Below are 26,736 nucleotides of genomic sequence, written 5' to 3'. Positions count from 1 at the left end.
CTTTTATTATTCGAAGTTTATCCTAATAGTAAATACACTTTTAGAATTCCTATTTTCATACTGAATGGTTCCATGATGAGCATTAATAATTGCATTAACAACAGCTAGCCCTAAACCAGTTCCGCCAAATGCTTTATTTCTTGAGTCTTCTATCCTGAAAAAAGGTTTAAATAGTTCTTCTTGATATTCCATAGAAATACCTGGCCCGTCATCTTGTATCATTAATGTCCATATATGTCGTTGAACAAATGATGTAATACTTAGTAAGCCTGGATTGGCATAGCGTATAGCATTATCTACTAAAGCAATTAATACCTGTTCCATTCGGCGACTATCACAATACACTATGTCATCTGATACTTCAGAGTGAATAGTAATTTTAGCTTCCTCTAATTTCTCACTAAACATTAAAATAATTTTTGATACGCTTTTTTGGAAATTGGTTGGCTCTATATTTAACTTAAGCTGTTGATTCTCAATTAAACTTAATACTCTCAGATCCTCAACCAAATACGATAACCCTTCAGTCTGGTTTAGTAGACTTTTCATTAGAGCGGGACTAGGCTCAAATACATTATCGACAATACCCTGTAGTCGGCCTTGAAGAATTGTAACTGGAGTACGTAATTCATGTGCTATCGCTGCATTCCACACATGAGCATTTTTTATTGAAACTTCAAGTTTATGGGCCATATCATTAAAATTATCTATAAGCTCTGAAATTTCAGCATTTACATATTTATTGTTTTCAACTCTTGCTGTTAAATCCCCTTGACTAATTTTTTGAGTTGCTACGGCTATAGATTCAATTGGTCTAACAAATCGTTGAGAAAGCCGTATTCCTAAAAAAATAGATAAGAAAAATCCTATAATTAATACTATTAGTAACCAAACTAAGTCTAATAAATGAAGATAAGGCCAGTTCTGCCCAAGTTTTTCCCATGTAACTAATTTCGCTTCAATGGCAATGGCATAAATTAAATAACCAAAAGTTAAAGTAAAAAAAGTAATACTAAAATTCAAAATACTGAATGTAATAATTAGCTGTTTACTAATTTTAATTTTAATTTTACTTTTACTTTTCATTTAAATTATCCAAACGATAGCCTACGCCTCGTACATTAATAAGCATATGATTTAAGCCATGTTCTTCAAGTTTTTTTCTTAATTTACTCACATGACTATCAACAGTTCTTTCTAAAGCATTACCATCTGGCATGCAATAACTCATCAACTCTCCTCTAGTAAACACCTTATGTGGTTGTGCTATCATGAGCATTAAAATTTTATACTCTGTTAAAGTTAAGTTCAGCTTTGGTGATGATGAACTTAAATTAATAAATACACTATGAGTATCCGTTTGAATTTCAATATTTTTATAATGCAAATTCTTATTTTTTGCTTGCTGGTTTTGTTGGCTGCGTCTTAATACAGCATATACTCTTGCTACGACTTCATTAGGATTAAAAGGTTTTACCACAAAATCATCAGCGCCCATTCGGAGTGCCATAACTTTATCAATATCTTGATCAAGTGCGGTTAACATGATGACTGGGGTATCATTAGTTTGTCGAATTTTTTTAAGAACATCCCATCCATTTATTTCTGGTAATTTAATATCTAACAATAATAAATCAATAGGTTGAGACGAATGGAGCTCTATAGCTTGTCTACCGTTCATAGCACGTATGACACGCATCCCTTCTTTTTTTAGATACTGTTCAATAATATCACCAATATCATATTCATCCTCAACAACAAGAATTAGTTTGTCACGGCAATCAAATGAGAATGAACTATCAAACATAAAATAATCCTTTACTAAGAACTTATTTATTTTATCGATATTTTTTTTATTCTCCACACTTTTTCCATAGTTTATCAACGATAAATACACAAATATTAAAAATAATGTAAATATCTAAAACTGTATGAGTTTTTCCATATGAAGAAGCCTCTGTTACTTCCACTTTTTTTATCTATTGGCCTTATCTTACAAGGCTGTGGCTCTGAAGAAGCAGCTCAGACTGAAACACCTTCGGCAAAAGTAAGTGTATTAAATGTTCAACCACAAACAGTAAACTTCAGTGAAAATCTTCCAGCTCGTGTACATGCATTCCGAGTAGCAGAAATTCGCCCTCAGGTTGGTGGAATAATTCAAAAAGTACTATTCAAACAAGGCAGTGAAGTAAAAGCTGGGCAACCCTTATACAAGATTAATTCAGAAGTCTTTCAAGCTGATGTTGCAACAAATCAAGCTGCATTGAAAAAAGCGGAATCAGAAGTTAGTCGATTAAAGACCCAACTTGAGCGTTATCAAGAGTTGTTACCTAGTAATGCTATTAGTAAACAAGAATTTAGTAATGCACAGGCCCAATATCATCAAGCTCTAGCTGATGTTTCACAAATGAAAGCCAGCCTGACACGCCAAAATATTAATTTACAATATGCAACCGTGAGAGCACCTATTTCAGGACGTATTGGTCAGTCTTTTGTCACTGAAGGTGCATTAGTTGGGCAAGGAGATGCTAATGCTTTAGCAGTGGTTCAGCAAATTGACAAAGTATATGTGGATGTAAAACAATCTATTACAGCTTATGAAAAACTACAAGCTGCTTTACAAGCAGGTAAATTATCCGCAAATGCTGATCACAACGTCCAAATTTTAAATAATCAAGATCAACCTTATAACGTTACCGCAAGACTATTATTTGAAGATATTAATGTTGACCCTGAAACTGGCGACGTAACTATGCGTATTGAAGTTGACAATAAAAATCGTCAGCTTTTACCAGGGATGTACGTTCGAGTGAAGATGAGTCGTTCTTCCGTTCCTAATGCCTTACTAATTCCAGAACAAGCGATTCAATATGACAACAGTGGACATTCACAAGTTTATATTGTGAATAGCAAAGGAATGGCTGAGTTACGCAAAATCGAATTAGGTCAACAACATGATCAATTTTACACAGTCAATCAAGGCTTAAATTCAGGTGACCGTATTGTTGTCGAGGGTATTGACCGGATCCAGCCAAATCAAAAACTTGAAATCACTACATGGAAAGTATCAGGACCTAAAAATACGTTTCCAAACGCAGAAGTCAAAGCCTCTACAACAAAAGGAGGTGAATGATTATGTCTCAATTCTTCATCCGCCGCCCTATATTTGCATGGGTGATTGCGATTTTTATTATTCTCTTTGGATTACTCAGTATTCCTAAATTACCTATTGCCCGTTTTCCAAGTGTTGCTCCACCACAAGTGGTTATTACAGCCGTTTATCCTGGTGCAACGCCAAAAGCAATTAACGATAGCGTAGTAACGTTAATTGAACGGGAAATGTCAGGCGTAAAAAACTTACTTTATTATAGTGCAACAACAGATACATCAGGTTTAGCACAAATTACTGCGACCTTTAAGCCTGGTACAGATGTAGATATGGCTCAGGTAAATGTACAAAATAAGATTAAAACTGTTGAAGCCCGCCTGCCGCAGACTGTACGCCAACAAGGTTTGTTAGTCGAAGCATCTTCTTCAGGCTTTTTAATGTTGGTCAGTCTGAGTTCACCTAATGGACAACATTCTGAAGTCGATTTAAGTGATTATTTAGTTAGGAATGCTGTTGAAGAATTAAAACGTGTTGAAGGCGTAGGTAAAGTTCAATCGTTTGGTTCAGAAAAGGCTATGAGAATATGGGTTGATCCAAATAAATTGGTGTCCTATGGCTTATCTATTAGTGATGTAAATAATGCTATACGTAGTAATAATGTTGAAATTGCACCCGGTCGATTAGGTGATGTACCCGCTGAAAAAGGACAACTCATTAGTATTCCCCTATCAGCACAGGGCCAACTTAAAAATATTGATGAGTTCAAGAATATAAGTTTAAAAAGTAAAGTAAGTGGTAGTTCAATAAAACTATCAGATGTTGCTAAAGTTGAAATGGGTTCACAAGCCTATAGTTTTGCTATTTTGAAAAATGGTAAACCTGCTACTGCAGCAGCAATCCAGCTCAGCCCTGGTGCTAATGCAGTAAAAACCGCTGATGGTGTTAAAGCTAAGGTTGAGGAACTAAAACAGAATTTACCAGAAGGTATGCAACTAGATATACCTTATGACACCGCTCCATTTGTCAAAATCTCAATTGAAAAGGTAATTCATACATTACTTGAAGCCATGGTTCTGGTTTTTATCGTGATGTATATATTTTTACATAATGTTCGATATACATTAATTCCAGCGATTGTAGCACCTATTGCTTTACTTGGTACATTTACAGTGATGTTATTGATGGGCTATTCCATCAACGTACTAACTATGTTTGGTATGGTGCTTGCCATCGGAATTATTGTCGATGATGCCATTGTCGTCGTAGAAAATGTTGAACGAATCATGGCAACAGAAGGCCTCTCACCTAAAGAGGCTACCTCTAAAGCCATGAAAGAAATTACTAGTCCTATTATTGGGATAACACTAGTACTTGCAGCCGTATTTTTACCTATGGCATTTGCAAGCGGCTCTGTAGGGATCATCTATCGTCAATTTACAGTGACGATGTCTGTATCCATTTTATTTTCCGCTTTGCTAGCTTTAGTGTTAACTCCCGCACTTTGTGCCACCATTTTAAAACCGATCAATGGTCATCATCAAAAGAAAGGGTTCTTTGCATGGTTTGACCGTAGTTTTGATAAAGTGACTAAAAAATATGAAGTCATTTTGCTCAAAATCGTTAAACACACTATTCCAATGATGATTGCCTTTGTTGTCATTACGGTTGTTACTTTTGCTGGTATGAAATATTGGCCTACAGCATTTATGCCAGAAGAAGACCAAGGTTGGTTTTTAACAACATTCCAACTTCCATCAGATGCAACACGTGAAAGAACCCAGAATATTGTGAAAGAGTTTGAAGGACATCTAAATCAAAAACCTGATGTGCAAAACAATATTTCCGTTCTTGGCTGGGGTTTTGGCGGTTCTGGACAAAACGTTGGGGTTTCATTCTCAACACTAAAAGATTTTGAAGAAAGAAAAATGCCTGCCTCTGAATATGTCAATTCACTTAACGCAGCTATGGCAAAAAGCAATGAAGGTAGCGTTATGTCTATATTGCCTCCGCCAATTGACGAGTTGGGTACATATTCAGGTTTTAGTCTACGGTTACAAGACAAAGCCAACTTAGGTATGCCTGCTCTTATAGCAGCTAAAGAGCAGCTGATTGAAATGGCTTCTAAAAATCCAAAGCTCTATATGGTTTGGGCTGAAGGTTTACCTGAAGGCAATCGTGTGAGCTTGAAAATCGATCGTGAAAAGCTTAATGCTCTTGGTGTTAATTTTGCTGATGTATCAGACATTATTTCAACCTCTATGGGGTCAATGTATATCAATGATTTCCCGAACCAAGGTCGTATGCAACAAGTGATTGTTCAAGTCGATGCAAAATCACGTATGCAGTTGGAAGATATTCTTAATCTCAAAGTAACAGGTTCAAGTGGCCAATTGGTTTCGTTATCAGAAGTTGTGACACCACAATGGAATAAAGCACCACAACAATATAATCGCTATAACGGACGTCCATCTTTAAGTATTGCCGGTATTCCAAACTTTGGGACATCATCTGGTGATGCCATGCGTGAAATGGAGCAAATGATGGCCAAACTTCCTAAAGGAATTGGCTATGAATGGACTGGTATCTCTCTACAAGAAAAACAATCAGAATCACAGATGGCATTTTTATTGGGCCTATCTATGCTGGTGATCTTTCTTGTACTCGCTGCCCTTTATGAAAGTTGGTCGATTCCACTATCAGTTATCTTAGTTATTCCATTGGGTATTTTTGGTGCTGTGATTGCAATTATGACGAGAGGCATGATGAATGATGTGTTCTTCAAGATTGGACTCATCACAATCATTGGTTTATCGGCCAAGAACGCTATTTTGATTGTTGAATTTGCCAAGATGCTTAAAGAAGAAGGTATGACTTTAGTTGAAGCTACCGTTCAGGCTGCAAAACTTCGTTTACGTCCAATTCTCATGACATCTCTTGCCTTTACATGTGGTGTTGTTCCTTTAGTCATCGCATCAGGAGCGAGCTCTGAAACACAACATGCATTAGGTACTGGGGTATTTGGCGGCATGATTTCAGCAACAATTCTCGCAATTTTCTTTGTTCCAGTATTTTTCATCTTCGTACTGGGAGCAGTTGAAAAACTCATTTCTTCAAAGAAAAAAACGACCCCTTAAGTTAAAAGAGCCAAAAGAAACATAAATGTTTCTTTTGGCTCTTCTTCGATATTACTGCTTTTACTATTTGGAGAAAATCATGCTTAAAATGCCAGTTCATTTAACACGAGGATTACTTGTTTCTTCCCTTTCCATTGCATTAACTGCTTGTATCAATATGCAGGCATCACAACCTGTACAGAAGTCGAATATTCCACAAAATTTTTCACAAACATCTACGGGAACATCGATTGCGGAAAATGGTTATAAAACTTTCTTTTCTGATCCTAAGTTACTACAAGTAATTGAAATTTCAATCGACAATAATCGTGATTTACGTACTGCCGCCTTAAATATTCAACGTGCCCAACAACAATATCAAATTAGCAAAAATGATCAGCTGCCCACAATTGGAGCAACTGGTAGTGCAGTTCGACAAGTCGAATCCTCTATTAATCCTAATAACCCATATTCGACTTTTCAAGTTGGCTTGGGTGTAACCGCTTATGAATTAGATTTCTGGGGACGAGTCCAAAGTTTAAAAGATGCCGCTTTAAATAATTACTTTGCGACACAAAGTGCTAGAGATGCTACTCAAATTAGTTTAATAAGCCAAGTCACCCAAGCATGGTTAAATTATGCTTTTGCAAAAGATAATTTAAATCTTGCGGAGCAGACATTAAAAGCACAAATTGATTCGTACAATCTCAATAAAAAGCGTTTTGATGTAGGTATTGATAGCGAGGTTCCATTACGACAAGCTCAAATTTCTGTCGAAACAGCACGAAATGATGTGGCTAACTATAAAACTCAAATGGTACAAGCACACAACTTACTGAATCTTTTAGCTGGACAAACTATTCCACAAGATTTACTTCCAAATCAAAGAATTAAAAGTATTACAAAGGAAACAGCTTTCACAACTGGCCTGCCCAGTAATTTACTTAATAATCGTCCTGATTTAAAAGCAGCTGAATTTCAACTTAGAGCAGCGGGTGCAAATATCGGTGCAGCAAAAGCACGACTATTCCCAACAATTAGCTTGTCTGGATCCGCAGGTTATGCTTCAACAGAGTTAAATGATTTATTTAAATCTGGAGGTTTTTCTTGGTCAGTTGGTCCAAGTATTGACCTTCCTATTTTTGATTGGGGAACCCGTAAAGCTAATATTAAAATCTCTCAGACAGAACAGCAAATTGCACTTGCTAACTATGAGAAATCGATACAGTCAGCTTTTCGTGAAGTTAATGATGCACTTGCCGCTCATGCACATATCGAAGATCGTTTAGCAGCCCAGCGTCGTTTGGTCATTGCAACAGATGCAACATATAAACTATCCAGTGCTCGTTTTAGAGCAGGTATTGATAGTTATTTAACGGTATTAGATTCGCAACGCTCTTCTTATGCAGCACAACAAGGACTACTTATCCTCGAACAAATAAAACTAAATAATCAAATCGAACTTTATAAGTCGTTAGGTGGAGGAATTGCGAGTTGAAAAAGTCTAATGATTCTATGAATACACCTAACTTTTTCAACTGACTACAAATGTGTTGCACTTGGGATTTGAATCTGCGAGATAAAAAAACAGCCATCTGTTGACAAGGTTTTTACAGGAAAACTTGGCAACAGATATAAATAAACCCAAAGAGCATATTATCACTCAAGATGGTAAGGCTGTTTAGCATCAAATAATTGTGAATAGACCATCTATGTAGGTTTAATAATGAAAGCTTCCAATCTTGATCCGAAACGCTGGTGGATATTGCTCGCTGTCGTGCTTGCATTTCTGCCGATTGTGATTGATATGACTGTACTGCATGTTGCGGTTCCCTCATTAACCCAATCGCTGAGTGCCACAAGCAACCAAGTCTTATGGATTATTGATATTTATCCATTACTTATGGCTGGACTTTTAGTTCCGATGGGAACTTTGGCTGATCGTGTCGGCAATCGTAAGATTCTGCTGATTGGCTTGGTTATATTTGGAATTGCCTCAGTCCTTGCGGCATTTTCCCAAACGGCTTCTATGCTGATTGCCGCACGTGCTTTATTAGCATTAGGCGGTGCCATGATTATGCCCTGTGTATTGGGTATTATTCGCAGAACCTTCGAAGACAGTCGCGAACGTGCCATTGCGCTGGGTATTTGGGGCACAATCGGATCAGCCGGTGCCGCCATTGGACCGCTCATTGGTGGGGGATTGTTAGAATATTTCTGGTGGGGTTCAGTTTTCCTGATTAACGTCCCAATCATGCTGGTTGTCGCACCAATGTGCTATTTCTTATTGTCCCGAAAAGAAGCTATAACCCCTGGACATTGGGCATTTGGTCAAGCGCTATTGCTGATTGTCGGTTTGATTTCGTTTGTATATGCACTAAAAGCAGGCTTAGGCGGTAAACAGTCGTTGTTGATTGTCTTGCCTTTGGTCGTTTTATCTATCGGCTTATTAACCATATTTGTACGCAAACAGCTGAATTCTCCTCAGCCGATGCTAGATCTTTCGCTATTTTCACGTCCTGCTATTTTAGCCGGCATTATTATGGCAATGGTTGCTGCAGGCGCTTTGGCAGGGGTTGAGTTAACTTTGGCAATGGAGCTGCAATATGTCATTCGTTTAACACCGCTGCAAGCCGGTCTTTTTATGGTTCCGATTATGGTTGCGGCCGCTATTGGCGGGCCTATTGCTGGTTTTTTATCCAATAAATTTGGACTCCGTCTGGTTGCGACCATGTCATTAATATTGGCAGCAATTGCGTTGGTCAGTTTGAGTTATTCAGATTTTCATCATCCGGGAATCATCGTTCCCTTTATTTTAGCTTCGATTGGATTAACACTGAGTATTGGTTTAACAGCTTCATCCATTGCGATCATGGGCTCAGTACCTGCAGAAAAGGGCGGTGCGGCAGGTTCACTTGAAAGTACAGGTTATGAACTGGGTACAGGACTAGGTATTACTTTATTTGGTGTTTTCATGGCCTATATATTTGGCAGTCATCTTCAAGTGCCGTCAGATTTAACTGCTGTTTTAGCAGAAAAAGCCAGACTATCGATTGGTGATACCTATTTAGTAGCGAGCCAATTACCTACAGAGCAAGGAGTTGCATTGATTAATGCAGGTAAAATAGCCTTCAGTTCAGCTCATGTGAATTTATTATCAACAGCAGGTATTATCATCGGCATACTCTCCATTGTGGTATTTTTTATGCTAGCTAAATATCGAGATGAGAATTCATTGTGATGAAATTTATTTGAGGATCATCAAACAGAATTGTTAAGTTCAGACATCAAGTTATCTTATATTTATCGCTTAAATGAAGCCTATTGATCTGAACTTAACACATTATAAATGAGTTGATGTCTTACGATTCAGTTGAATAGTAAAACAGCTGCCACCTAAGTTTTTGGATTTAGAATAATAAATATGACCTTGATGTGCTTCAATAATTGCATCAATCACTGCCAAGCCTAATCCAGTACCGCCATCTAGACGTGATCTAGAGTCTTCCAGACGATAGAAGGGTTTGAACAGGTGTTTAAGATGCGATTCATCAATACCTGGACCTTCATCTTCAAACGTCAATACCCAATGTTCTACTGTGGTTACAGATATAATATTTATGGCACTGTTGCAAATAGAGATTTGAGTCGATGATGTTCCCTTTAAAAAGTACTTAGAGACCGAAAACCCTGTTGATTAGACACACTTCACCCTGAGGCTGACCATAATAAAATGACGATGCTTGTCCTTTACGTAGTGCACGCATGACTTCAATACCTTTAATTGTGGCATAAGCTGTCTTCATAGATTTGAATCCTAATGTGGCCCTGATGATCCGCTTTAGCTTGCCATGATCACATTCAATCACGTTATTTTTATACTTAATCTGCCTGTGCTCAAGGTCTGGTGGACATTTACCTTCCCGTTTTAACCGTGATAAAGCACGTCCATATGTGGGTGCTTTATCCGTGTTGATCACTTGTGGAATTTGCCACTTCTTCACATTATTTAAAATTTTTCCAAGAAAACAATATGCTGATTTGGTATTACGTCTAGAAGAAAGATAAAAATCAATGGTATCGCCACGTTGATCGACTGCACGATACAGATAAGACCATCGTCCATTCACTTTTACATAGGTTTCATCAATATGCCACGAGCTCAGATCTGTAGGATTACGCCAATACCAGCGTAAACGTTTTTCTATTTCAGGAGCATAACGTTGAACCCAACGGTAAATAGTCGTGTGATCAACATTCACACCCCGTTCGGCCAGCATTTCCTGCAGTTCACGATAGCTAATGCCATATTTACAATACCAGCGCACAGCCCAAAGAATGATTTCGCCCTGAAAATGCCGACCATGGAAAGGATTCATATGCTGCACCTTTAGCTAAAACAGTCTTCAGCTTACCATTCGTGGTTATTTGCAACAGTGCCAAAATACCGACCGGCCGAAATTTCAGGAAATGTTGAACTATCTCCGGGAAGGGGACAGGGTTGTTGTACATTCCATGGATCGTTTTGCACGAAGCCTAAAAGATTTGGTTACCGAAGTAGATAAACTGGTTAAAGGAGGGATCGCCATCCAGTTTGTAAAAGAAAATATTACTTTTACGGCCCAATCCACCCCGATGGATAATTTGATGCTGCAACTGATGGGGGCTTTTGCACAGTTTGAACGTGAGATTATTCTGGAGCGACAAAAGGAAGGAATTAAACTCGCCTCTGCTCAAGGGAAGTATAAAGGCCGGGTACACAAATTGAAACCTGATCAGGCCGAAGCTTTACGACAAGCATGGAAGGAAGGGAAGTACTCTTCAAAAATGGCATTAGGCCAAGCATTTGGAATTAGTCGCCAGGCGGTATATCGGTATTTAAAAGCAGGTGAGTAACTCAATTTGAATTGGCGACTATATTTAGTTGAGATTATGAAAGCCTTAGAACGTGATAAATCAATAAAAAATCCTATTAGAAATTGAATGGGATTTTACAAAGTATTATGTTGCTGATTTTTAAAATATAAATAAAATGTATTTTATATAGGCTGCATTGGGCTAATTTTAGGACAGCTTAAATAGAAACTATTTTTCATAAAATATAGAAATAACTTAAAAGAAATTCCTAAAGTTATAACGGCACTGTTGCAAATAGGGATCTGAGTCGATGATGTTCCCTTTAAAAAGTGCTTAGAGACCGAAAACTCTATTCACCAGATACACTTCACCCTGAGGCTGACCATAATAAAATGATGAAGCTTGTCCTTTACGTAGTGCACGCATGACTTCAATACCTTTAATTGTGGCATAAGCCGTTTTCATAGATTTGAATCCTAAGGTGGCCCTGATAATCCGCTTTAGCTTGCCATGATCACATTCGATCACGTTATTTTTGTACTTAACCTGCCTGTGCTCAAGGTCTGGTGGACATTTTCCTTCCCGTTTTAACCGTGATAAAGCACCTCCATATGTGGGTGCTTTATCCGTATTGATCACTTGTGGAATTTGCCACTTCTTCACATTATTTAAAATTTTTCCAAGAAAACAATATGCTGATTTGGTATTACGTCTAGAAGAAAGGTAAAAATCAATGGTAAAGCCACGTTGATCGACTGCACGATACAGATAAAACCATCTTCCATTCACTTTTACATAAGTTTCATCAATATGCCATGTGCCGAGATGTGTAGGATTACGCCAATACCAGCGTAAGCGTTTTTCTATTTCAGGAGCATAACGTTGAACCCAACGGTAAATAGTAGTGTGATTAACATTTACACCGGGTTCGGAAAGCATTTCCTGAAGTTCACGATAGCTGATGCCATATTTACAATACCAGCGTACAGCCCAAAGAATGATTTCGCCCTGAAAATGCCGACCATGGAAGGGATTCATACACTGAACCTTTAGCTAAAAAACTATTTAGCTTATCATCAATGGCTATTTGCAACAGTGCCGTGAAAGGTCGTTCACAACTTCCGGACATGGTTGAAGATGCAATGAAGGGGGAAATTCAACTTGAGCCTTTTGTGACCCATACCATGGGCTTGGACAACATTAATGAAGCTTTTGACCTCATGCACGAAGGTAAATCGATTCGTACAGTAATTCATTACGAATAATCATATTGATTAGTACAGTACTTATAAATGAAGTACTGTACTAACAATGAGTTATATTTTTTAGCTTAATTATAACTATAAGTAAGCTATGAGCCAATTATAACTACTGGCTTGATCGTTATGCCAGTTTTTGAATCTTCAAATGCTTGATTAATATCATTAAAATTATAAAATTTTACAAGCTTGTCGAAAGGAAATTTTCCTTCTTTATAATATTCAATGATTTTAGGAATATGTACTTGAGGAGTAGAGTCACCTTGTATCGTACCTACAATCGTTTTACCTTCCATCAAAATATCATTTGTAAAGTTTAAAGTTACATCTCCTCCCATACCGACAATCGAGATTTTTCCTGCTACTCTCAATGAATCTATTCCATTTTTAATGACAACAGGAACACCGGTCGTTTCAATTGCATAATGAACACCGCCATCTGTAATTTTTTTCACTTCTTCTACTACATTTAAACTTTGACTATTTAGAGCATGAGTAGCTCCAAGTTCTTTCGCTAACTCAAGACGATTTTCATGTATATCAATAACGATAATATTTTTTAGCCCTAAAAGATTAGCGGCCATCACTGCACTTAATCCAACTGCACCTGCTCCATAAATGGCAATAGAGCTTCCAGGTTCGGGTTTCAAGCTGTTCATCACCGTACCACTACCAGTTTGAATACCACATCCTAAAGGACCTAGTAATCTCAGATCTACATCATGATCCACTTTGACTATATTATTTATATTTGCTACAGCATAGGTGGCAAAAGACGACTGTCCAAAAAAGGTAGAGTAATTTTGACCATCCTTATGCAGTCGATAGGTTTGATCTTGTAGTTTTCCACCAAAATTAAGTTCAACAGTACGTATACATAAATTGTGGTGCCCTGTAAGACACTGGGAGCAAGAGTTACAGTATGAATAAGATAGGACGATATGATCACCCACTTTTAAATGAGTAACGTTTGAACCAACTCTTTCAATAATTCCTGAGCCTTCGTGTCCTAATACTGCTGGGAAAGGAGTTCCATTTCCTTTTATTGATTCTGCATCAGTATGACAAATACCAGATGCAACTATTTTTATTAGAACTTCATCTTCTTTAGGTTCTTCAATTTCGATTTCTTCAATAACTAATGGATAATTTTTTTCTTTCGCAAGTGCAGCTTTGATTTTCATACATTTTTCCTTAAATGTAAGTGTTATCTAGCTTTTCGCTAGATAACCTATAAATTAATATGGTCTAGATCTTCATTTAATAAGTCGAATAGAGTGGGGTTCTAGATATGATTTCAATGTTTCATTGATGTCTAATTCACGACCAATACCACTTTGCTTGATTCCACCAAATGGCATGCCGAGTTGTAAAGAGTCAAAACTATGACTATTAATAAATGTACTACCCGCCTCTATCTTTTGTGCAATATCATAGGCAAGCTCAATATTGTCAGACCAAACAGATGAACATAGACCTTGCTCATTATCATTTGCATATTCAATCGCTTGTTCTACAGTTTCATAACCGATCAGTGGAATAATGGGTCCGAATTGTTCCTGCTGAACAATCTCTAATGAGTTATCTAGGGTTTTCACGACGTGCGGTAGAACGTAGTATCCATTGTCCCATTGTTCTGGATTCAGTTTTTGACCTAACTCACGTACTTCACATTGATCCGAGGCTTTAGCATTTTCAATAAATTTCTGTACGATAGCCCACTGCTTTTTATTGTTGAGTGGGCCAAAATTGGCAGCTGAATTTAAGCCATGGCCAACTTTATATTTATCCACTTCTTCACAGAAAAGATCGAAATATTGATCAAGCTTATCTTTCGGCACATATATACGTTTAACTGCAAAACAAATTTGCCCACTACGTGTAAATACACCCTTTAATAATTTTGGTAGGATAGATTGGAAATCGATATCTTCTAAAATAATTGCCGCATCATTTCCACCTAATTCTAAAGTGACATCTTTAATTGTTTGCGCTGCACTTGCCATTACGGCTGCACCGGTGGCTGTGCCACCAGTAAATGCAACTTTACGAACTAGAGGGTGACTCGTTAAAATATTTCCTACATCTGCATCGCCATGTACGACGTTAATCACGCCTTTTGGAAATACGGCTGCTATTTTGGCAAGCAATTGAGTTAAAGCCAATGCTGAGAATGGAGAAGGCTTCAATACCACAGTATTACCTGCAAGTAATAAAGGACCTAACTTCATCATTGTTAATACAATAGGCATATTCCAAGGCACAATTGCAGAGATGACACCCTTAGGTCTTTTATGAATTCGTATCCAGCCTGTTTCTTCTGAAATTTCTTTAGGTATCAAAAGATCATCTGGAGCCTGAGCATACATACTCATTACGCCTGAACCCAAATAAAAATCAGTTTCTGCTTCCCAAAGCATGCCACCATGTTCAGAAATAAGCAGTTCTTTTAGTTCATCTTTTTTTTGAAAAATGAGATCGGCAGCCTGTTTTAAACAGTTTTGACGTTCAGCAATACTACTGTCTTTCCAGCTAAGAAAAGCTTGATGTGCAATATTAATAGCATTTTCGACATCATTTAAACTGGTATTACTAATAGAACCAATTTGATGGGTAAAATTCAGTTCATCGCACTTTGCCGGGAAATGCAGCACGGATCTTGAGGAAGAAGTAGTCCGTGTCGCGGTATCCATAGGCCATCCGCTTAATGACTTTGATCCGGTTGTTCATGCCCTCCAGCACGCTGGTGTTCAGCCGGTGGAGGGCACTGGAAACGATACCCTCCATATATGGCTCCAGCTTCTTGGCAAATCGTACCAAAGCATCAATTCCGCTACCGAGGGCCATGCCGGCCCATTCCCGCCAGGCGCTTCTGGCCGTCGTCTCGCTTTCCGCAAACCATAGCGTCTTAAGTTGGTCCTTGAGCACGTACACCGTAGTCAAGAACGCATTGGCGGCCAGGAGTTCGTCCAGCTTGACCGCCTGCTCGGGCTCAAGGTTGTCAGCATTGCGTAACAGTATCCAACGGCTGCTTTTGATCACCTTGCGGGCGACCTTGTCATCTCGCAGTTGATTGGCCTGATCAACTCGCACTCTATCCATCACTTCGCGGCCATACTTAGCCACCACATGGAACAGGTCGTAGACCACCACCGCGTTGGGGCACTGGGCCTTCACTTCAAGATCGAAGGCTGAGTTCATGTCCATGGCCACTGCCTCGATCTGGTTCCGGGCATCGCCTAACCACTCGAAGAACGGCCGGATCGCCTCACGCGAGCGGCCCTCGCCAATCCACACCACTTGCTGGGTGTCGGCACAGGCGACCACCGTGGCGTAGCGATGACCCTTGTGCAAGGCGAATTCGTCCATCATCAGGCGGCGCAATCGACTTCGATCTGGCTCGTGCAAATCACGTTTGAGCCGCTCCATGTCAATAGTCTTGACTGTATGCCAATGCAAGCCCAAAAGATTGGCAACATGACTGACGGGCAGCATCTGTACTAATTTCTCAATCCAGTTGCGCAATGATTGCGTAATACGGGAGCGCGGTGGTAGCCAATCGATCCGCTCTCTGGTTGGACCGCATTGTGGACAACGCAGCCGCCGCACAGGTACATCCAACTCGACGCGATACTGCATAATTGGTGACTCGCGAACTCGGCGCCAATTGATGTCATGTACCAGGAAACAAGGGCAATCGCATCGGCTACAAATTGGCGTATGCTCCTCGTCGTGTGTAAGACGGATCAGCAAAGTCTGTTCATCTAGAAGCCCATGAGACGCTGGCGAAAAGCCCTTCCAGAACAGGCTCCAAACATCAGCGCTAGTCATGATCATGGACCGATTGCGCGCTATCGGTGCCTTGTAGCGCCAAGGCATCATGTTCTTCTTGGCTGAGATGGCGTCTGTTGGGATTGATGCAGGACAGACAAAGCACTGCTGTTGCGAGGATGAGGCAATAAGCGATGATCGGCCAGGTGGTACCAGTCGATAAAAGCGTAATAATGAGTGTCCCGATAATCCCTAACAGTAGTCCACCCAAACAGAAGTAGACTGCTGTAGCGGTCCCAGCGATATGATCGAAACCTCGAAGAGCGGCATTGGGTGCCACCGATACCGCAGTGGCGATACCAACACCCACGAGCCACATCGGGGCGATGAAGCCAAGCACCGAGACCGGTGCCAATGTCTCGCCAACAGCGAGCAACAGCGCTCCCGCCATCAGACACCCCATTCCCACTCGTAAGGTCTTCAGGCTTCCCCACCGGGGAATCAGTCGTCCCATGATTCGCGCTGTAGCCATCATAGCGATGGCCACTGTAGCAAATAGCAAGCTGAAGCTAAGTTGCGATAACCCTTGCCTCCCCATCATTAGCCAGGGGGCGGTCGAGAAAAAGACGAAAAAGCTGCCCATCCCCGCGCTGTAACAGAGCGTGTACAGCCAGAAGTTCAGGTGTTTCACAGGAGTCAATAGCTGCGACCACTGTAGGTCTGCCGTCCGGTGCCGCCGAGTCTCTGGCCAGAGTCGCCAGGCTGCGATAACAGCGCCTATCATTGCCATCCCTAGCAAGCCGAAGATTGCGCGCCATCCGAGCCACGCGTCGACCAGCGCTCCTAGCAGTGGGCCTATCGCAGGAACCATCGCAAGCATAGAGCCGAGCAAGCCATAGATGACGTTGCTTTCCTCACGGCCCGAATAGATGTCGCGTACCGTCGCGAAAGTGGAAACGAGACATGCCGAAGCGCCGCAGGCCTGAAGAACGCGGAAGCTCAGAAAAAGTTCTGGCGATGAAACTACGGTGAGGCCGAATGAAGCCGCAATATAGGCAATCCCGCCACCAAGTAAAACGGGGCGGCGACCCAGCCGATCCGACAGTGGGCCGAAGAGAAGCTGTCCGGCTCCAAGCAAAACCAGGTATGCCGTCAACGTCAGCTGGATCGTCCCTGCACCGGACCCAAGTGCATCCGCCATGAAAGGCACCACGGGCAGGTACATATCCATGCCCAGTGACGCCAGCAAATCGAATGGTGATAACAGCAATAGCGTGGCGGGAAGAGAATACCGCCAAGAAAAATCTTTTGAGCGCACGAAGCCATCTCCTTAAGTTAAGAATTTGGCGGCGCTCTTGCAGAGCAACTAGGTTCTTGAGAACGCCGCAACAACCGAAAACGAAGGTTGCTGCGGCTTACTTGTCTGCTTTCTTGGTAGCGCTCATGTGCGGGTTATCTCATGGATGAGTCCATATCGTAACAATCTTCACGCTAAAGTGCAAAGAACCTAAAATTCCCTGGATCATATACAGGCTGAGTCTGGGTGGCAATGGGTAAAAAATCGCCATTTATAAATCCTGAAATGTGAACTAGTGACATGTATTTCTCCTTGAAAGCACCCAGATTCATTCTGTAGTGTAAGAATAGATTCTCAGTATTTGAAAATTCAAAATAATGCATCCTTTATTTTGAATTTAGATAATATGAACTATATTTAAGAAGAAAAAATAGGCTAAAATGAGAGTTTAAGTTTCATAAAATGAAAGAATGAAAATTAGAGATAAAGTGAATGATCTAGAATTTTTTTTAAAAATTGTAGAGGCAGGTTCACTTACACGTGCTGCAGTCTTGTTGGAAAGCTCATTGCCATCAATGAGCCGTCGTCTATCTCAAATCGAACAGAGATTCGGCGTTAAGTTAATTGATCGAAATTCTCGACGTTTCAAGTTAACTGAAAAAGGGGAATATTTTTTAGAAAATACCCAGCATATTTTGTCCTTACTTGAAAAAATGGAAAATAACTTACAAGGTGAACAGGACTTTTTGACTGGACGATTACGAATTGGTTCACTCAATCAATTCGGGAAACAGCATTTAGCTGGTTGGATTGCAGAGTTTGCAAAACAATATCCTCATTTAAACATTGAATTATTATTGTCTGATTCAAAAGTAGATTTAATGGAACAGGAACTCGATTTCTCCTTTCAGATTGAAGTCCCTCTAGAGATTGATTACTGTTCTGTCCCGCTTATACAAGGTAAAAAAATTTATTGCGCATCTCCTGAATATTTTAAAAAGTTTGGAATACCCGATAATCCGTATAGTTTGGCGGATCATCACTGTCTCTGTTTGATCAGAAATCGGCATACATTTAGTGAGTGGCCGTTTATGGAGAATGGTAAAAATACAATAGTAAAAGTCTCACCTCAATTGTCTAGTAGTAGTAGTGAAATAGTTCATCAATGGGTATTAGCAGGCCAGGGCATTGCTTATAAATTGAATTGGGACATTCAAGCTGATTTATCATCAGGAAAAATAGTTGAATGTTTGACAGAGTTTAATCCACTGCATAGAAACTTATATATGGTTTATCGAGAAAATAATTCTACACAGCTAAAATACAAGTATTTCATTGATTTTATTAAAAATAAATTTTTAATATTAAGAAATAGTGTTTTGTGAAATTGATTAATCCAAAATTCTGATTCAGTTAAATCACCATCCTTATGAATCAGATATTTAATATCTTTTAATTAGATCATGTCCTTATAAATAATAAGTATCAAAAATTTAGATAGTTCAAGTTAAAAAATATAAATTGGATAAATTCTGAAAAATCGCTAATGATGGAAATCTAAGCAGTTTAGTAAGGAATGCTAAAAATGGACAAAAAGATTAAAGTTGCGGTGATTGGTGGTGGGATTGCAGGATTAGCACTTACTACACAATTGGTGAAAAATCAAAATTTAGATGTGCATCTTTATGAAGCAGCCCCGCAATTTTCTGAAATTGGTGCAGGAATTTCTTTTGGTGCAAATGCTGTAAAAGCAATTCACTTATTAGGCTTGGCGAACGAATATGAAAGTATCGCAGACAAAGTAAAAGCCCCTTTTACCGATATCTGGTTTCAATGGCGTAATGGTTATACCGATGAATACTTATCAGCTTCTATAGCTCCGAATGTGGGGCAATCTTCTGTACATCGCGCAGATTTTTTGGATACGCTGATTCCTTTGGTTCCGCATAAAAATGTGCATTTTAACAAACGAGTACAAGAAATTAAGGCTACAGATCATCAGGTTTCGATTCAATTTATAGATGGTCAGCGTGTTGAATGTGATTATCTGATTGGATGTGATGGTATCCATTCTGTAGTTCGTAACCATGTACTTGATTCTCACCAGCTGAAACGTGTAAGTCCGGAATTTTCTGGAACTTGGGCTTATCGTGGAATCATTAAATTTGAGGACTTTAAACAAGCCATTAAAGAGCTTGGTAATGATCCAGAACTAGCTGAAGTGCCTCAAATGTTGTTAGGTAAAGATAAACATATTTTAACCTTCCCAATTCGTCAGGGCGAAGAAATTAATATTGTTGCCTTTAAATCAGACCGTACCCAAACGACATTACCTGAAAATACGCCTTGGACTAAATCCGTTTCTAAACAAGAAATGTTAGATGACTTTGCGGATTGGAGTGAGAGTTGTCAGGCATTATTGAATCTGATTGAACAGCCGACGATTTGGGCATTACATGAAACACCACCTTTAACCACCTATAAAAATAAAACCCAAAATGTCATTGTGATTGGTGATGCAGCACATGCCATGTTACCGCATCAGGGTGCCGGCGCAGGGCAGGGCTTGGAAGACGCACTGATCTTGGCTAACTTATTGGCCAATCCACAGCTCACAGCAGAAAATATTAAATTGGTATCAAAAATTTATGAAGATATCCGTTTAGATCGCGCAGTTAAAGTTCAACATACCTCCCATGAGTCGGGGGAAATTTATGAACTTTATTCACCCGATTATCCAAGCTTTGAAGAAGTAGGCGCACATTTAGCACATCGATTTGATTGGTTATGGCAACACTCGCTTGAAAAGGATATTGAAGATGCTAACACAGCATTACAGCTGGACATTCAGCAGCATTTAAAACTGGTAGGTTGAAATTAGAAGTCAAATCGAAAAAGCAAAGGACGCTAAGTTTCTCACATGATGAGAGAAGCATGATTCACCAACAAATAAACATACTTAAGGAGCAATAGTATGAACCGTCAGGAAATTGACACTTTAGTTAAAAAAATGAATGTGGACACTGCAATAGGTCCAGTGGATGATCGCGTTCAACAAGTTGTGGTACGTTTAGTATCTGATCTATTCCAGGCGATTGAAGATCTTGACCTGACCCAGAGTGAAGTATGGAAAGGTCTTGAATATCTTACCGATGCTGGACAAGCTAATGAATTAGGATTATTGGCTGCAGGTCTTGGTCTTGAACATTTTCTAGACTTACGTGCGGATGAAGCTGATATTAAAGCAGGTATTACGAAAGGAACACCACGTACCATTGAAGGACCACTGTATGTCGCTGGTGCACCAGAATCTGTCGGCTTCGCTCGCATGGATGATGGTTCAGAATCTGATAAGGTCGACTTACTTTTTATTGAAGGTACTGTAACCGATACAGATGGTAATATTATTGAAGGTGCCAAAGTGGAAGTCTGGCATGCCAATAGCTTGGGTAACTACTCCTTTTTCGATAAATCACAATCTGATTTTAATCTTCGTCGTACTATTTTTACCGATCAAGATGGTCATTATACTGCTCAAACGACTATGCCGGTCGGTTATGGCTGTCCTCCCGAGGGTACTACACAGGCTTTACTCAACAAATTAGGCCGTCACGGTAATCGTCCTTCTCATGTTCATTACTTTGTTTCAGCACCAGGTTACCGAAAGCTCACGACTCAGTTCAATATTGAGGGTGATAAGTACTTATGGGATGACTTCGCGTTTGCAACACGTGAAGGTCTAGTGGCAACCGCGGTGGATGTAACTAATAAAGCTGAAATAGAACGCCGGAATGTAGATAAACCATTTAAACATATTCAATTTAATGTTGAGTTGGTGAAAGAACATGAATGTACTCCATCTTCTGATGTTGAACGTCGACGGGCTAGCGCATAATTTTTTAGGATGGATAGGTTGATCCTCTCCATCCTATAGACGTTTTACAAACTTCATGTAAAGACAAACTTAGAATTAATCCGAATTAGCATAAAAGATTTGTTAATCGTAACAATATACCGATAAGGAAATTATGGATCTGCGAAAGTACAGAAAATAAATACAGTGAGCATAGATATCTACTCGTTCTCACTTCAGTTATTACGTAGTGAATTATTAAAGTCTGTCAAATAAAATATTGCAATCTATATGACCAGGGAGGTCTGTAATGCAAAGTATTAATGCAAATGAAGTCATGGATCATGCTCCATTAAAAGCAATTCATTGGCGAGTGATTTTACTGAGCGCACTCATCATTATCTTCGATGGATATGATTTGGTTATTTATGGTGTGGCGCTGCCAAAGCTCATGGTGGAATGGCAAATTGATTCCATTACTGCAGGATTCCTGGGTAGTATCGCCTTATTTGGAATGATGTTTGGTGCGATAATTTTTGGTAGTCTGAGCGATAAATTAGAAGCTTACGGATTTAGCCGAAAAAAATTAATTATCTTATGTGTTTGTTTATTTAGTAGTTTCACACTTTTATGTGGCTATGCTTCGAATCCGCAAAGTTTTGGAATTTTCCGCTTTATTGCTGGCCTTGGTTTAGGTGGAGTAATGCCCAATGTTATTGCACTTATGACTGAATATGCCCCTAAAAAATTACGTGCTACGTTAGTCTCTTTAATGTTTAGTGGCTATGCAGTAGGAGGCATGTGTTCTGCCTTGTTAGGTATGTGGCTGGTTCCACAATATGGTTGGAAAATCATGTTTATTTTAGGAGGATTACCACTTCTATTATTACCTATGATTTGGTTACTACTCCCTGAATCGATTGATTATTTGGTACGCCGCAAAAAAACTGAACAAGCAATTCATATTCTCAAGCAAATTGACAGTAATATTACTTATACTACCCAAACGAGCATTAGCCTGCATCAAGCTAATCAAACTTCCTCTAAAACCCCAGTAAAAGATCTATTTACAGAAAATCGTGGTCCAATCACTCTTTTATTCTGGGGAAGTGTATTTATGGCCTTAGTTTTGGTATACGCCTTAGGAAACTGGTTGCCAAAACTGATGGTTGAAGCAGGTTATGATTTATCGACGAGCTTGTTTTTCCTTTTTGCTCTAAATATTGGGGGGATGTTAGGTGCAATTGGTGGTGGTTATTTCGCTGACCGTTTTAATCTAGCCAAAGTGTTATGTACACTCTTTATGAGTGGCGCTATTGCCTTATTTCTCCTCAGTTACAGTCTACCGACTTTTGTTCTTTATATTTGTATTGCAATTGCGGGAGCGGCTTCAATTGGTGGACAAATTTTATTACTGGCTTATATGTCTCAATTTTATTCATCTAATATACGTGCAACGGGTTTAGGCATGGCCTTAGGAATTGGACGTTTAGGAGCTATCCTAGGGCCAATTTTATGTGGCTGGTTACTGAGTTTAAGTTTACCGATCAAATATAATTTTATTGCTCTTGCAATTCCTTGTATCATTGCTGTTATCAGTGTATCGATGATCCACTTCCGCTTAAAGAAAACAAGATTGAAACGCACTGTAGTACAAGTCTAAAAGTGAATCAGGGAGGGGAATCCTCCCTAATATCATCGAGATATTCAAATTGATTGATCTAAGCCTTATTAAAGTTTTTATTATTGTTTATGAGACTAAAAATATCAGTCATGCTGCTGAGCGATTGAATTTAAGTCAGCCCTCTGTGACCTATAATCTAAATCGTTTACGTAAATTTCTAAATGATCCTTTATTTGAACGTGATAAGTTTGGAGTTAAGCCAACTAAACTAGCACAAAGCTTATATCCTAGCTTTAGCAAATCAATAGAAGAAATTGAAGTAGCAATTACTGCCTCTCAAAATTTCAATCCTAAAACTTCCACTCGAATATTTCGACTGGGTTTATCGGATTTGGGAGAAATATGTTTGCTACCATCTTTAATTCAGTATCTTTCAAAAGAAGCACCTTTTATTAAGATTGAAATCGAAGAAATCAGATCAAGTAAAGTTGAAGAATGGCTTGTTGATGGTTCTTTAGATGTTGCCGTGTTTAATAGTAGCTATACCGTTATGCCTAGAATTGAATCACGTAATGTATTTGAAGAGCGGTATATGTGTATAGCGCATAAACAACATCCCCGTATACAACAGCAGCCCAGTTTAAAACAATATTTACGGGAGAAACATGCTGCTATTAAATCTTCTACAGGGCATATTGAAATTGATCAAAGACTGAAAGAGTTAGGTTTAAAAAGAGAAATTATGCTAGAGCTACCACATTTTAGTGTCTTACAAGATGTAGTGAGCAGTTCTGAATTGTTGGTTACTTTACCCTCACGTGCTGCAAAAGTGTATGAACGAAACAGTGAGGTAAATGTTTTTGAATTACCCTTTGCCGTAAAACCCTTTAACGTCAGTGTTAATTGGTATAACCATCGAGATGATTTAGAAGCTCGAACTTGGTTTATCCAAACTTTACAAAATATTTTTAAGCTTCTTTAAACTCAAATATTGAATTATATAGGATAGTAGTCTTATATATTCTGAAAGAAATACTCGATAACCAAATACCTCTTTGAGGTTATTATTTGTTGTGTGTTTCTTACTATAAATATATAAATTAATCTTAATAATTCAGCAAGACTATGATAAATAAAAGTCTTGCTGAAAATTATTTTTTAATTTCTAACCCAATTCATTTCTAATATTATTTGCAACAGTGCCTGAAGGACACATAAGTTGTCATAAAAAAGACAATTCGAGTAGAAGTGGGCTTTTCATAAAGTATTATGCTATTGATCTTAAAAGATTTGCATAGAGTATATTATGTTAGTTTTAGTTAGCTAATATTCTCCCTGCTTTAAACAGGGAAAATATGAAAAACTATACTTCGGATTTGTCTGACTCATGGAGAGATTATCCCTATTTCACTAATCAATTTTATTAATTAATTTTCGTGACCATCTACGCAAACTATCCCAAATACCTTTATTCTCAGGCGGTTTTCTAAAGGTAGCTTCTTTTTCATTATTATTTACTTCACTCTCTGGTTGAGCCATAGATTGATAATAATGAGTCTTAGCTAATTTATCCCTCTTTCTTTCTGCTGTGATTCGATCTTCGCTCCAACTACCAGCTTCAATTACTACATTTTGTTTAATAATGTAGTGTGAACGACATGCAGAATTCCAATTCCCAACAGATGGCGTCAGTGAAACACTTTCGCCATCAAAAATCATTTTCCAGTCGGTTGGTGATAATGGAGTAACAACCCGTTCTCCACAGCCGCAACAGCAGCTATGCACTGCTGTTGCATATTCCATTGAGATATATAAAACGCCTGTATCGATTTCACGTGGGATATTACGGATAAAATGGTTTGTTAGCTTTTTAATTTTCAGCATGTCAGATCCCCATTCAGTAACATATTTCCATCCGTAGTGTAGGTAGAGTGATGTTCATTCTCCAAATCTCTATAAAAGCCTCTCAATTTTTTCCATTTAATTACAGCTAAAGCCGCATTTAATGAGTTTAAATCAGCGACTTGTATATTAGATGCATAAAGATCATTCTCACCAACACTAGCAAATGAAATACGTCCTGAATGGATATGTTCGCGTTTATCAGGAGTACTACTTGTCACTCTCAAAATGCCACCAAGACTACCATTTACGAACTCTATTCCCATTCCAACATCAATAAAAGGTATATCAAGTAACTCCAATTTCTGAATGATCGCTTTCTTATCTTCACCAGCATCAATACAAATAAACGCAAACGAAGTTCCATTTAATAATTCAAGATTGGTAGAGTTCAAGCTAACTGGATTCGCAACAATATTACGATGCATTCGGTCGTAAATATTTTTGAAATAATTGACCTTCAGTGGCGCATTTCGCAGCTCATGTAATAAGGGAGCACCAGGAGCACGAAAAGCGTTATGCTGTAAAAACTCATCCGCATCAAACAGACGTATCTCATGTGCGGGAGTTTTGCAAACTAAATCAATAATATAACTTCCAGTCCCCCCAGTTCCAATTATTGAAACAACCTCGCTTTCTAGCTTTTCTGAAAGTTTGCCTATCCCGGCACGATCAGAAGCTGTATCAATATAATTAAAAATGCTTTCAATTTCAGTTTCATCAGGAGCACGAAATATCTTTGGACTCATACCTGGCTGTAATACCGCTGCTGGACCAGACAAAATCGTCGCGTAGGTAGACATTTTAGCAAAGTAATCTGGGTATCCTTCTGGACCTGGTTTACTTGAAAAGCTATGTTCAGCAGTAATACCATGACCAAAATCCATGTGCTGAGTTACATGGCGAATTTCATCTATAGGCATTCCATTAGCTTTACAAGGATATTCCCCATCCCAATGCATGACATGACACCCAGGTTTACGTGTATTATCACCGGCAAGATCCAATGATGTTACAAGGGTACCTTTGCGAACGCATTTTTGTGCATTTACATAAGGTACCTCTTTCATAACAAGGAAGCCGGCAATAATTTGCACATGATAGCCAGCTTCACGAAGCTGGCGTAAATCATCATTAAGATTGAATAGTTTTTGTGACATTGAAAATCGTCCCCTGATGTTTAACTTCAATAACCCCACCCTCCGCAAGCTCACCAGCATTTGGTCTAGATGCTGCATGACGATAAGTCATAGAGTAGATAATATTTGATCCGATTGGGTCATTAGGAAATGCCAGTTGGACAACCTGTTCAAATGTGACTTGCTTATTAGGTACTGATTCATCAAGAGAATTAATAGTGATGGTGTAACCCTGAACTGGTCGTTTAGCTGTAATAAAATGCTCTATACCAGGAGCTGTAAGATCCAGCAATTCATCAGGTTCAATAAGGCGATCAGTACCACCTCGCACCTCCAAAAATACGGCTTGATCTGGACTAATACCTGACAATACATACAAGTTGTTGGCCTCAATAGCTGACCTGCCCCATTTAAGCTGACGACCATCAAGTGTTAGTTTGAATTCCCGATCCGTACGAAAAGCAATAAACCGTTCAACTTCTCGCCCACGCAAGTCAAAAGTTTCATTTAATCGAATATCTTCAAATTCACCAGATGGTAATATCGCATAAAGAGTTACCTCATCCCGATCATCAAGCCCTACTACAGATAATATCTGCCGCCCTGTAGGCACTGGATCAGAAACAAAAGCCTGTTGGAAATTCACATTGTCTATTCCAACACTAATGCGATATCCATTTGCAGCTTTTAACGGACGGTTCTCACGAACCGCTTCGCCAACATCATCAAAATCATCCTGAATAGGATTCATATAAACACCTCTTAAAGTTTTGACCAGAAGGAATTTTCTGGCTACATCTCTTTAATCGGAC

21 protein-coding genes and 2 pseudogenes are annotated in these 26,736 nt (G+C 39.0%); 11 read left to right on the top strand and 12 right to left on the bottom strand.

Going from position 1 to position 26,736, the window contains the following annotated elements:
- Window positions 1–6: 6 nt before the first annotated feature.
- Both adeS and adeR read right to left on the bottom strand, forming a co-directional pair.
- Window positions 7–1,086 carry a two-component sensor histidine kinase AdeS gene (gene adeS, locus CDG62_RS02710; protein ID WP_043041662.1) on the bottom strand — a complete coding sequence of 360 codons (1,080 nt, stop codon included), beginning with the start codon at window positions 1,084–1,086 and terminating at the stop codon, window positions 7–9.
- Window positions 1,076–1,807 carry an efflux system response regulator transcription factor AdeR gene (adeR, locus tag CDG62_RS02705; protein WP_033917517.1) on the bottom strand — a complete coding sequence of 244 codons (732 nt, stop codon included), beginning with the start codon at window positions 1,805–1,807 and terminating at the stop codon, window positions 1,076–1,078. The genes adeS and adeR overlap by 11 nt, the downstream gene beginning before the upstream one ends.
- Window positions 1,808–1,945: 138 nt before the next feature.
- Between adeR and CDG62_RS02700 the strand changes: the two genes are divergently transcribed.
- The 4 genes from CDG62_RS02700 to CDG62_RS02685 all read left to right on the top strand — a co-directional run bounded on the left by CDG62_RS02700 (window position 1,946) and on the right by CDG62_RS02685 (window position 9,463).
- On the top strand, window positions 1,946–3,133 hold the full coding sequence (locus CDG62_RS02700; RefSeq protein WP_033917516.1) for an efflux RND transporter periplasmic adaptor subunit: 1,188 nt from the start codon (window positions 1,946–1,948) through the stop codon (window positions 3,131–3,133).
- A complete protein-coding gene (locus CDG62_RS02695; RefSeq protein WP_033917518.1) occupies window positions 3,133–6,243 on the top strand; it encodes an efflux RND transporter permease subunit in 3,111 nt (1,036 codons plus the stop codon). The genes CDG62_RS02700 and CDG62_RS02695 overlap by 1 nt, the downstream gene beginning before the upstream one ends.
- A gap of 88 nt (window positions 6,244–6,331) precedes the next feature.
- Window positions 6,332–7,720, top strand: coding sequence for an AdeC/AdeK/OprM family multidrug efflux complex outer membrane factor (gene adeC / locus CDG62_RS02690; RefSeq protein WP_370538948.1), 1,389 nt, complete (start codon window positions 6,332–6,334; stop codon window positions 7,718–7,720).
- A 228-nt stretch (window positions 7,721–7,948) separates the two neighbouring features.
- Window positions 7,949–9,463 (top strand): MFS transporter, encoded by a 1,515-nt coding sequence (locus CDG62_RS02685; protein ID WP_033917554.1) that lies wholly within the window; start codon window positions 7,949–7,951, stop codon window positions 9,461–9,463.
- 102 nt (window positions 9,464–9,565) lie between these two features.
- Here the strand turns inward: CDG62_RS02685 and CDG62_RS02680 are convergent, their stop codons facing one another.
- Both CDG62_RS02680 and CDG62_RS02675 read right to left on the bottom strand, forming a co-directional pair.
- Complete coding sequence (locus tag CDG62_RS02680; RefSeq protein ID WP_033917553.1) at window positions 9,566–9,805, bottom strand: ATP-binding protein; 240 nt, start codon at window positions 9,803–9,805, stop codon at window positions 9,566–9,568.
- Between the two features lie 91 nt (window positions 9,806–9,896).
- Window positions 9,897–10,601 (bottom strand): IS6-like element IS1006 family transposase, encoded by a 705-nt coding sequence (locus CDG62_RS02675; protein WP_001067784.1) that lies wholly within the window; start codon window positions 10,599–10,601, stop codon window positions 9,897–9,899.
- Between the two features lie 61 nt (window positions 10,602–10,662).
- On the opposite strand from CDG62_RS02675, the pseudogene CDG62_RS02670 reads away from it, so the two are divergent.
- Window positions 10,663–11,118: pseudogene (locus CDG62_RS02670) on the top strand (recombinase family protein); the annotation flags it as partial.
- 294 nt (window positions 11,119–11,412) lie between these two features.
- Here CDG62_RS02670 and CDG62_RS02665 read toward each other — a convergent pair.
- A complete protein-coding gene (locus tag CDG62_RS02665; protein WP_058952605.1) occupies window positions 11,413–12,117 on the bottom strand; it encodes an IS6 family transposase in 705 nt (234 codons plus the stop codon).
- 62 nt (window positions 12,118–12,179) lie between these two features.
- Between CDG62_RS02665 and CDG62_RS02660 the strand changes: the two are divergent.
- A pseudogene (locus CDG62_RS02660) lies at window positions 12,180–12,344 on the top strand (S-(hydroxymethyl)glutathione dehydrogenase); the annotation flags it as partial.
- 86 nt (window positions 12,345–12,430) lie between these two features.
- Here the strand turns inward: CDG62_RS02660 and CDG62_RS02655 are convergent.
- From CDG62_RS02655 to cml, 4 genes are all read right to left on the bottom strand, one after another.
- Entirely contained in the window at window positions 12,431–13,522 is a 1,092-nt protein-coding gene (locus tag CDG62_RS02655; RefSeq protein ID WP_019838318.1) for an NAD(P)-dependent alcohol dehydrogenase, read from the bottom strand.
- 72 nt (window positions 13,523–13,594) lie between these two features.
- Window positions 13,595–15,031: an aldehyde dehydrogenase family protein gene (locus CDG62_RS02650; RefSeq protein WP_081316864.1), complete on the bottom strand. Its 1,437-nt coding sequence runs from the start codon at window positions 15,029–15,031 to the stop codon at window positions 13,595–13,597.
- Window positions 14,964–16,169 (bottom strand): ISL3 family transposase, encoded by a 1,206-nt coding sequence (locus CDG62_RS02645; protein WP_020753573.1) that lies wholly within the window; start codon window positions 16,167–16,169, stop codon window positions 14,964–14,966. Before CDG62_RS02645 ends, CDG62_RS02650 begins: the two co-directional genes overlap by 68 nt.
- On the bottom strand, window positions 16,162–17,427 hold the full coding sequence (gene cml / locus CDG62_RS02640; protein WP_020753574.1) for a CmlA/FloR family chloramphenicol efflux MFS transporter: 1,266 nt from the start codon (window positions 17,425–17,427) through the stop codon (window positions 16,162–16,164). Before cml ends, CDG62_RS02645 begins: the two co-directional genes overlap by 8 nt.
- Window positions 17,428–17,876: 449 nt before the next feature.
- On the opposite strand from cml, the gene CDG62_RS02635 reads away from it, so the two are divergent.
- The 5 genes from CDG62_RS02635 to CDG62_RS02615 all read left to right on the top strand — a co-directional run bounded on the left by CDG62_RS02635 (window position 17,877) and on the right by CDG62_RS02615 (window position 23,865).
- Window positions 17,877–18,791: a LysR family transcriptional regulator gene (locus CDG62_RS02635; RefSeq protein WP_019838316.1), complete on the top strand. Its 915-nt coding sequence runs from the start codon at window positions 17,877–17,879 to the stop codon at window positions 18,789–18,791.
- A gap of 200 nt (window positions 18,792–18,991) precedes the next feature.
- Window positions 18,992–20,281: a salicylate 1-monooxygenase gene (salA, locus tag CDG62_RS02630; RefSeq protein WP_019838315.1), complete on the top strand. Its 1,290-nt coding sequence runs from the start codon at window positions 18,992–18,994 to the stop codon at window positions 20,279–20,281.
- A 99-nt stretch (window positions 20,282–20,380) separates the two neighbouring features.
- Window positions 20,381–21,301: a catechol 1,2-dioxygenase gene (gene catA / locus CDG62_RS02625; RefSeq protein ID WP_033917443.1), complete on the top strand. Its 921-nt coding sequence runs from the start codon at window positions 20,381–20,383 to the stop codon at window positions 21,299–21,301.
- A gap of 268 nt (window positions 21,302–21,569) precedes the next feature.
- Window positions 21,570–22,922 carry an MFS transporter gene (locus CDG62_RS02620; RefSeq protein ID WP_019838314.1) on the top strand — a complete coding sequence of 451 codons (1,353 nt, stop codon included), beginning with the start codon at window positions 21,570–21,572 and terminating at the stop codon, window positions 22,920–22,922.
- A 52-nt stretch (window positions 22,923–22,974) separates the two neighbouring features.
- Window positions 22,975–23,865 carry a LysR family transcriptional regulator gene (locus CDG62_RS02615; RefSeq protein WP_026438256.1) on the top strand — a complete coding sequence of 297 codons (891 nt, stop codon included), beginning with the start codon at window positions 22,975–22,977 and terminating at the stop codon, window positions 23,863–23,865.
- Between the two features lie 428 nt (window positions 23,866–24,293).
- Here the strand turns inward: CDG62_RS02615 and CDG62_RS02610 are convergent, their stop codons facing one another.
- Genes CDG62_RS02610 through CDG62_RS02600 form a run of 3 tightly spaced genes read right to left on the bottom strand, consistent with a single transcriptional unit; the run spans window position 24,294 to window position 26,675 of the window.
- Window positions 24,294–24,767 (bottom strand): DUF6527 family protein, encoded by a 474-nt coding sequence (locus CDG62_RS02610; RefSeq protein ID WP_005093359.1) that lies wholly within the window; start codon window positions 24,765–24,767, stop codon window positions 24,294–24,296.
- Window positions 24,761–25,945 carry a ThiF family adenylyltransferase gene (locus CDG62_RS02605; RefSeq protein WP_005093361.1) on the bottom strand — a complete coding sequence of 395 codons (1,185 nt, stop codon included), beginning with the start codon at window positions 25,943–25,945 and terminating at the stop codon, window positions 24,761–24,763. The genes CDG62_RS02610 and CDG62_RS02605 overlap by 7 nt, the downstream gene beginning before the upstream one ends.
- On the bottom strand, window positions 25,920–26,675 hold the full coding sequence (locus CDG62_RS02600; protein ID WP_005093363.1) for a multiubiquitin domain-containing protein: 756 nt from the start codon (window positions 26,673–26,675) through the stop codon (window positions 25,920–25,922). Before CDG62_RS02600 ends, CDG62_RS02605 begins: the two co-directional genes overlap by 26 nt.
- Window positions 26,676–26,736 lie beyond the last annotated feature (61 nt).

The organism is Acinetobacter sp. WCHA55 (assembly GCF_002165305.2).
Classification (GTDB): domain Bacteria; phylum Pseudomonadota; class Gammaproteobacteria; order Pseudomonadales; family Moraxellaceae; genus Acinetobacter.
The sequence above is the reverse complement of the archived record's forward strand: the minus strand, read 5'-3'. Positions and strand labels throughout refer to the sequence as shown.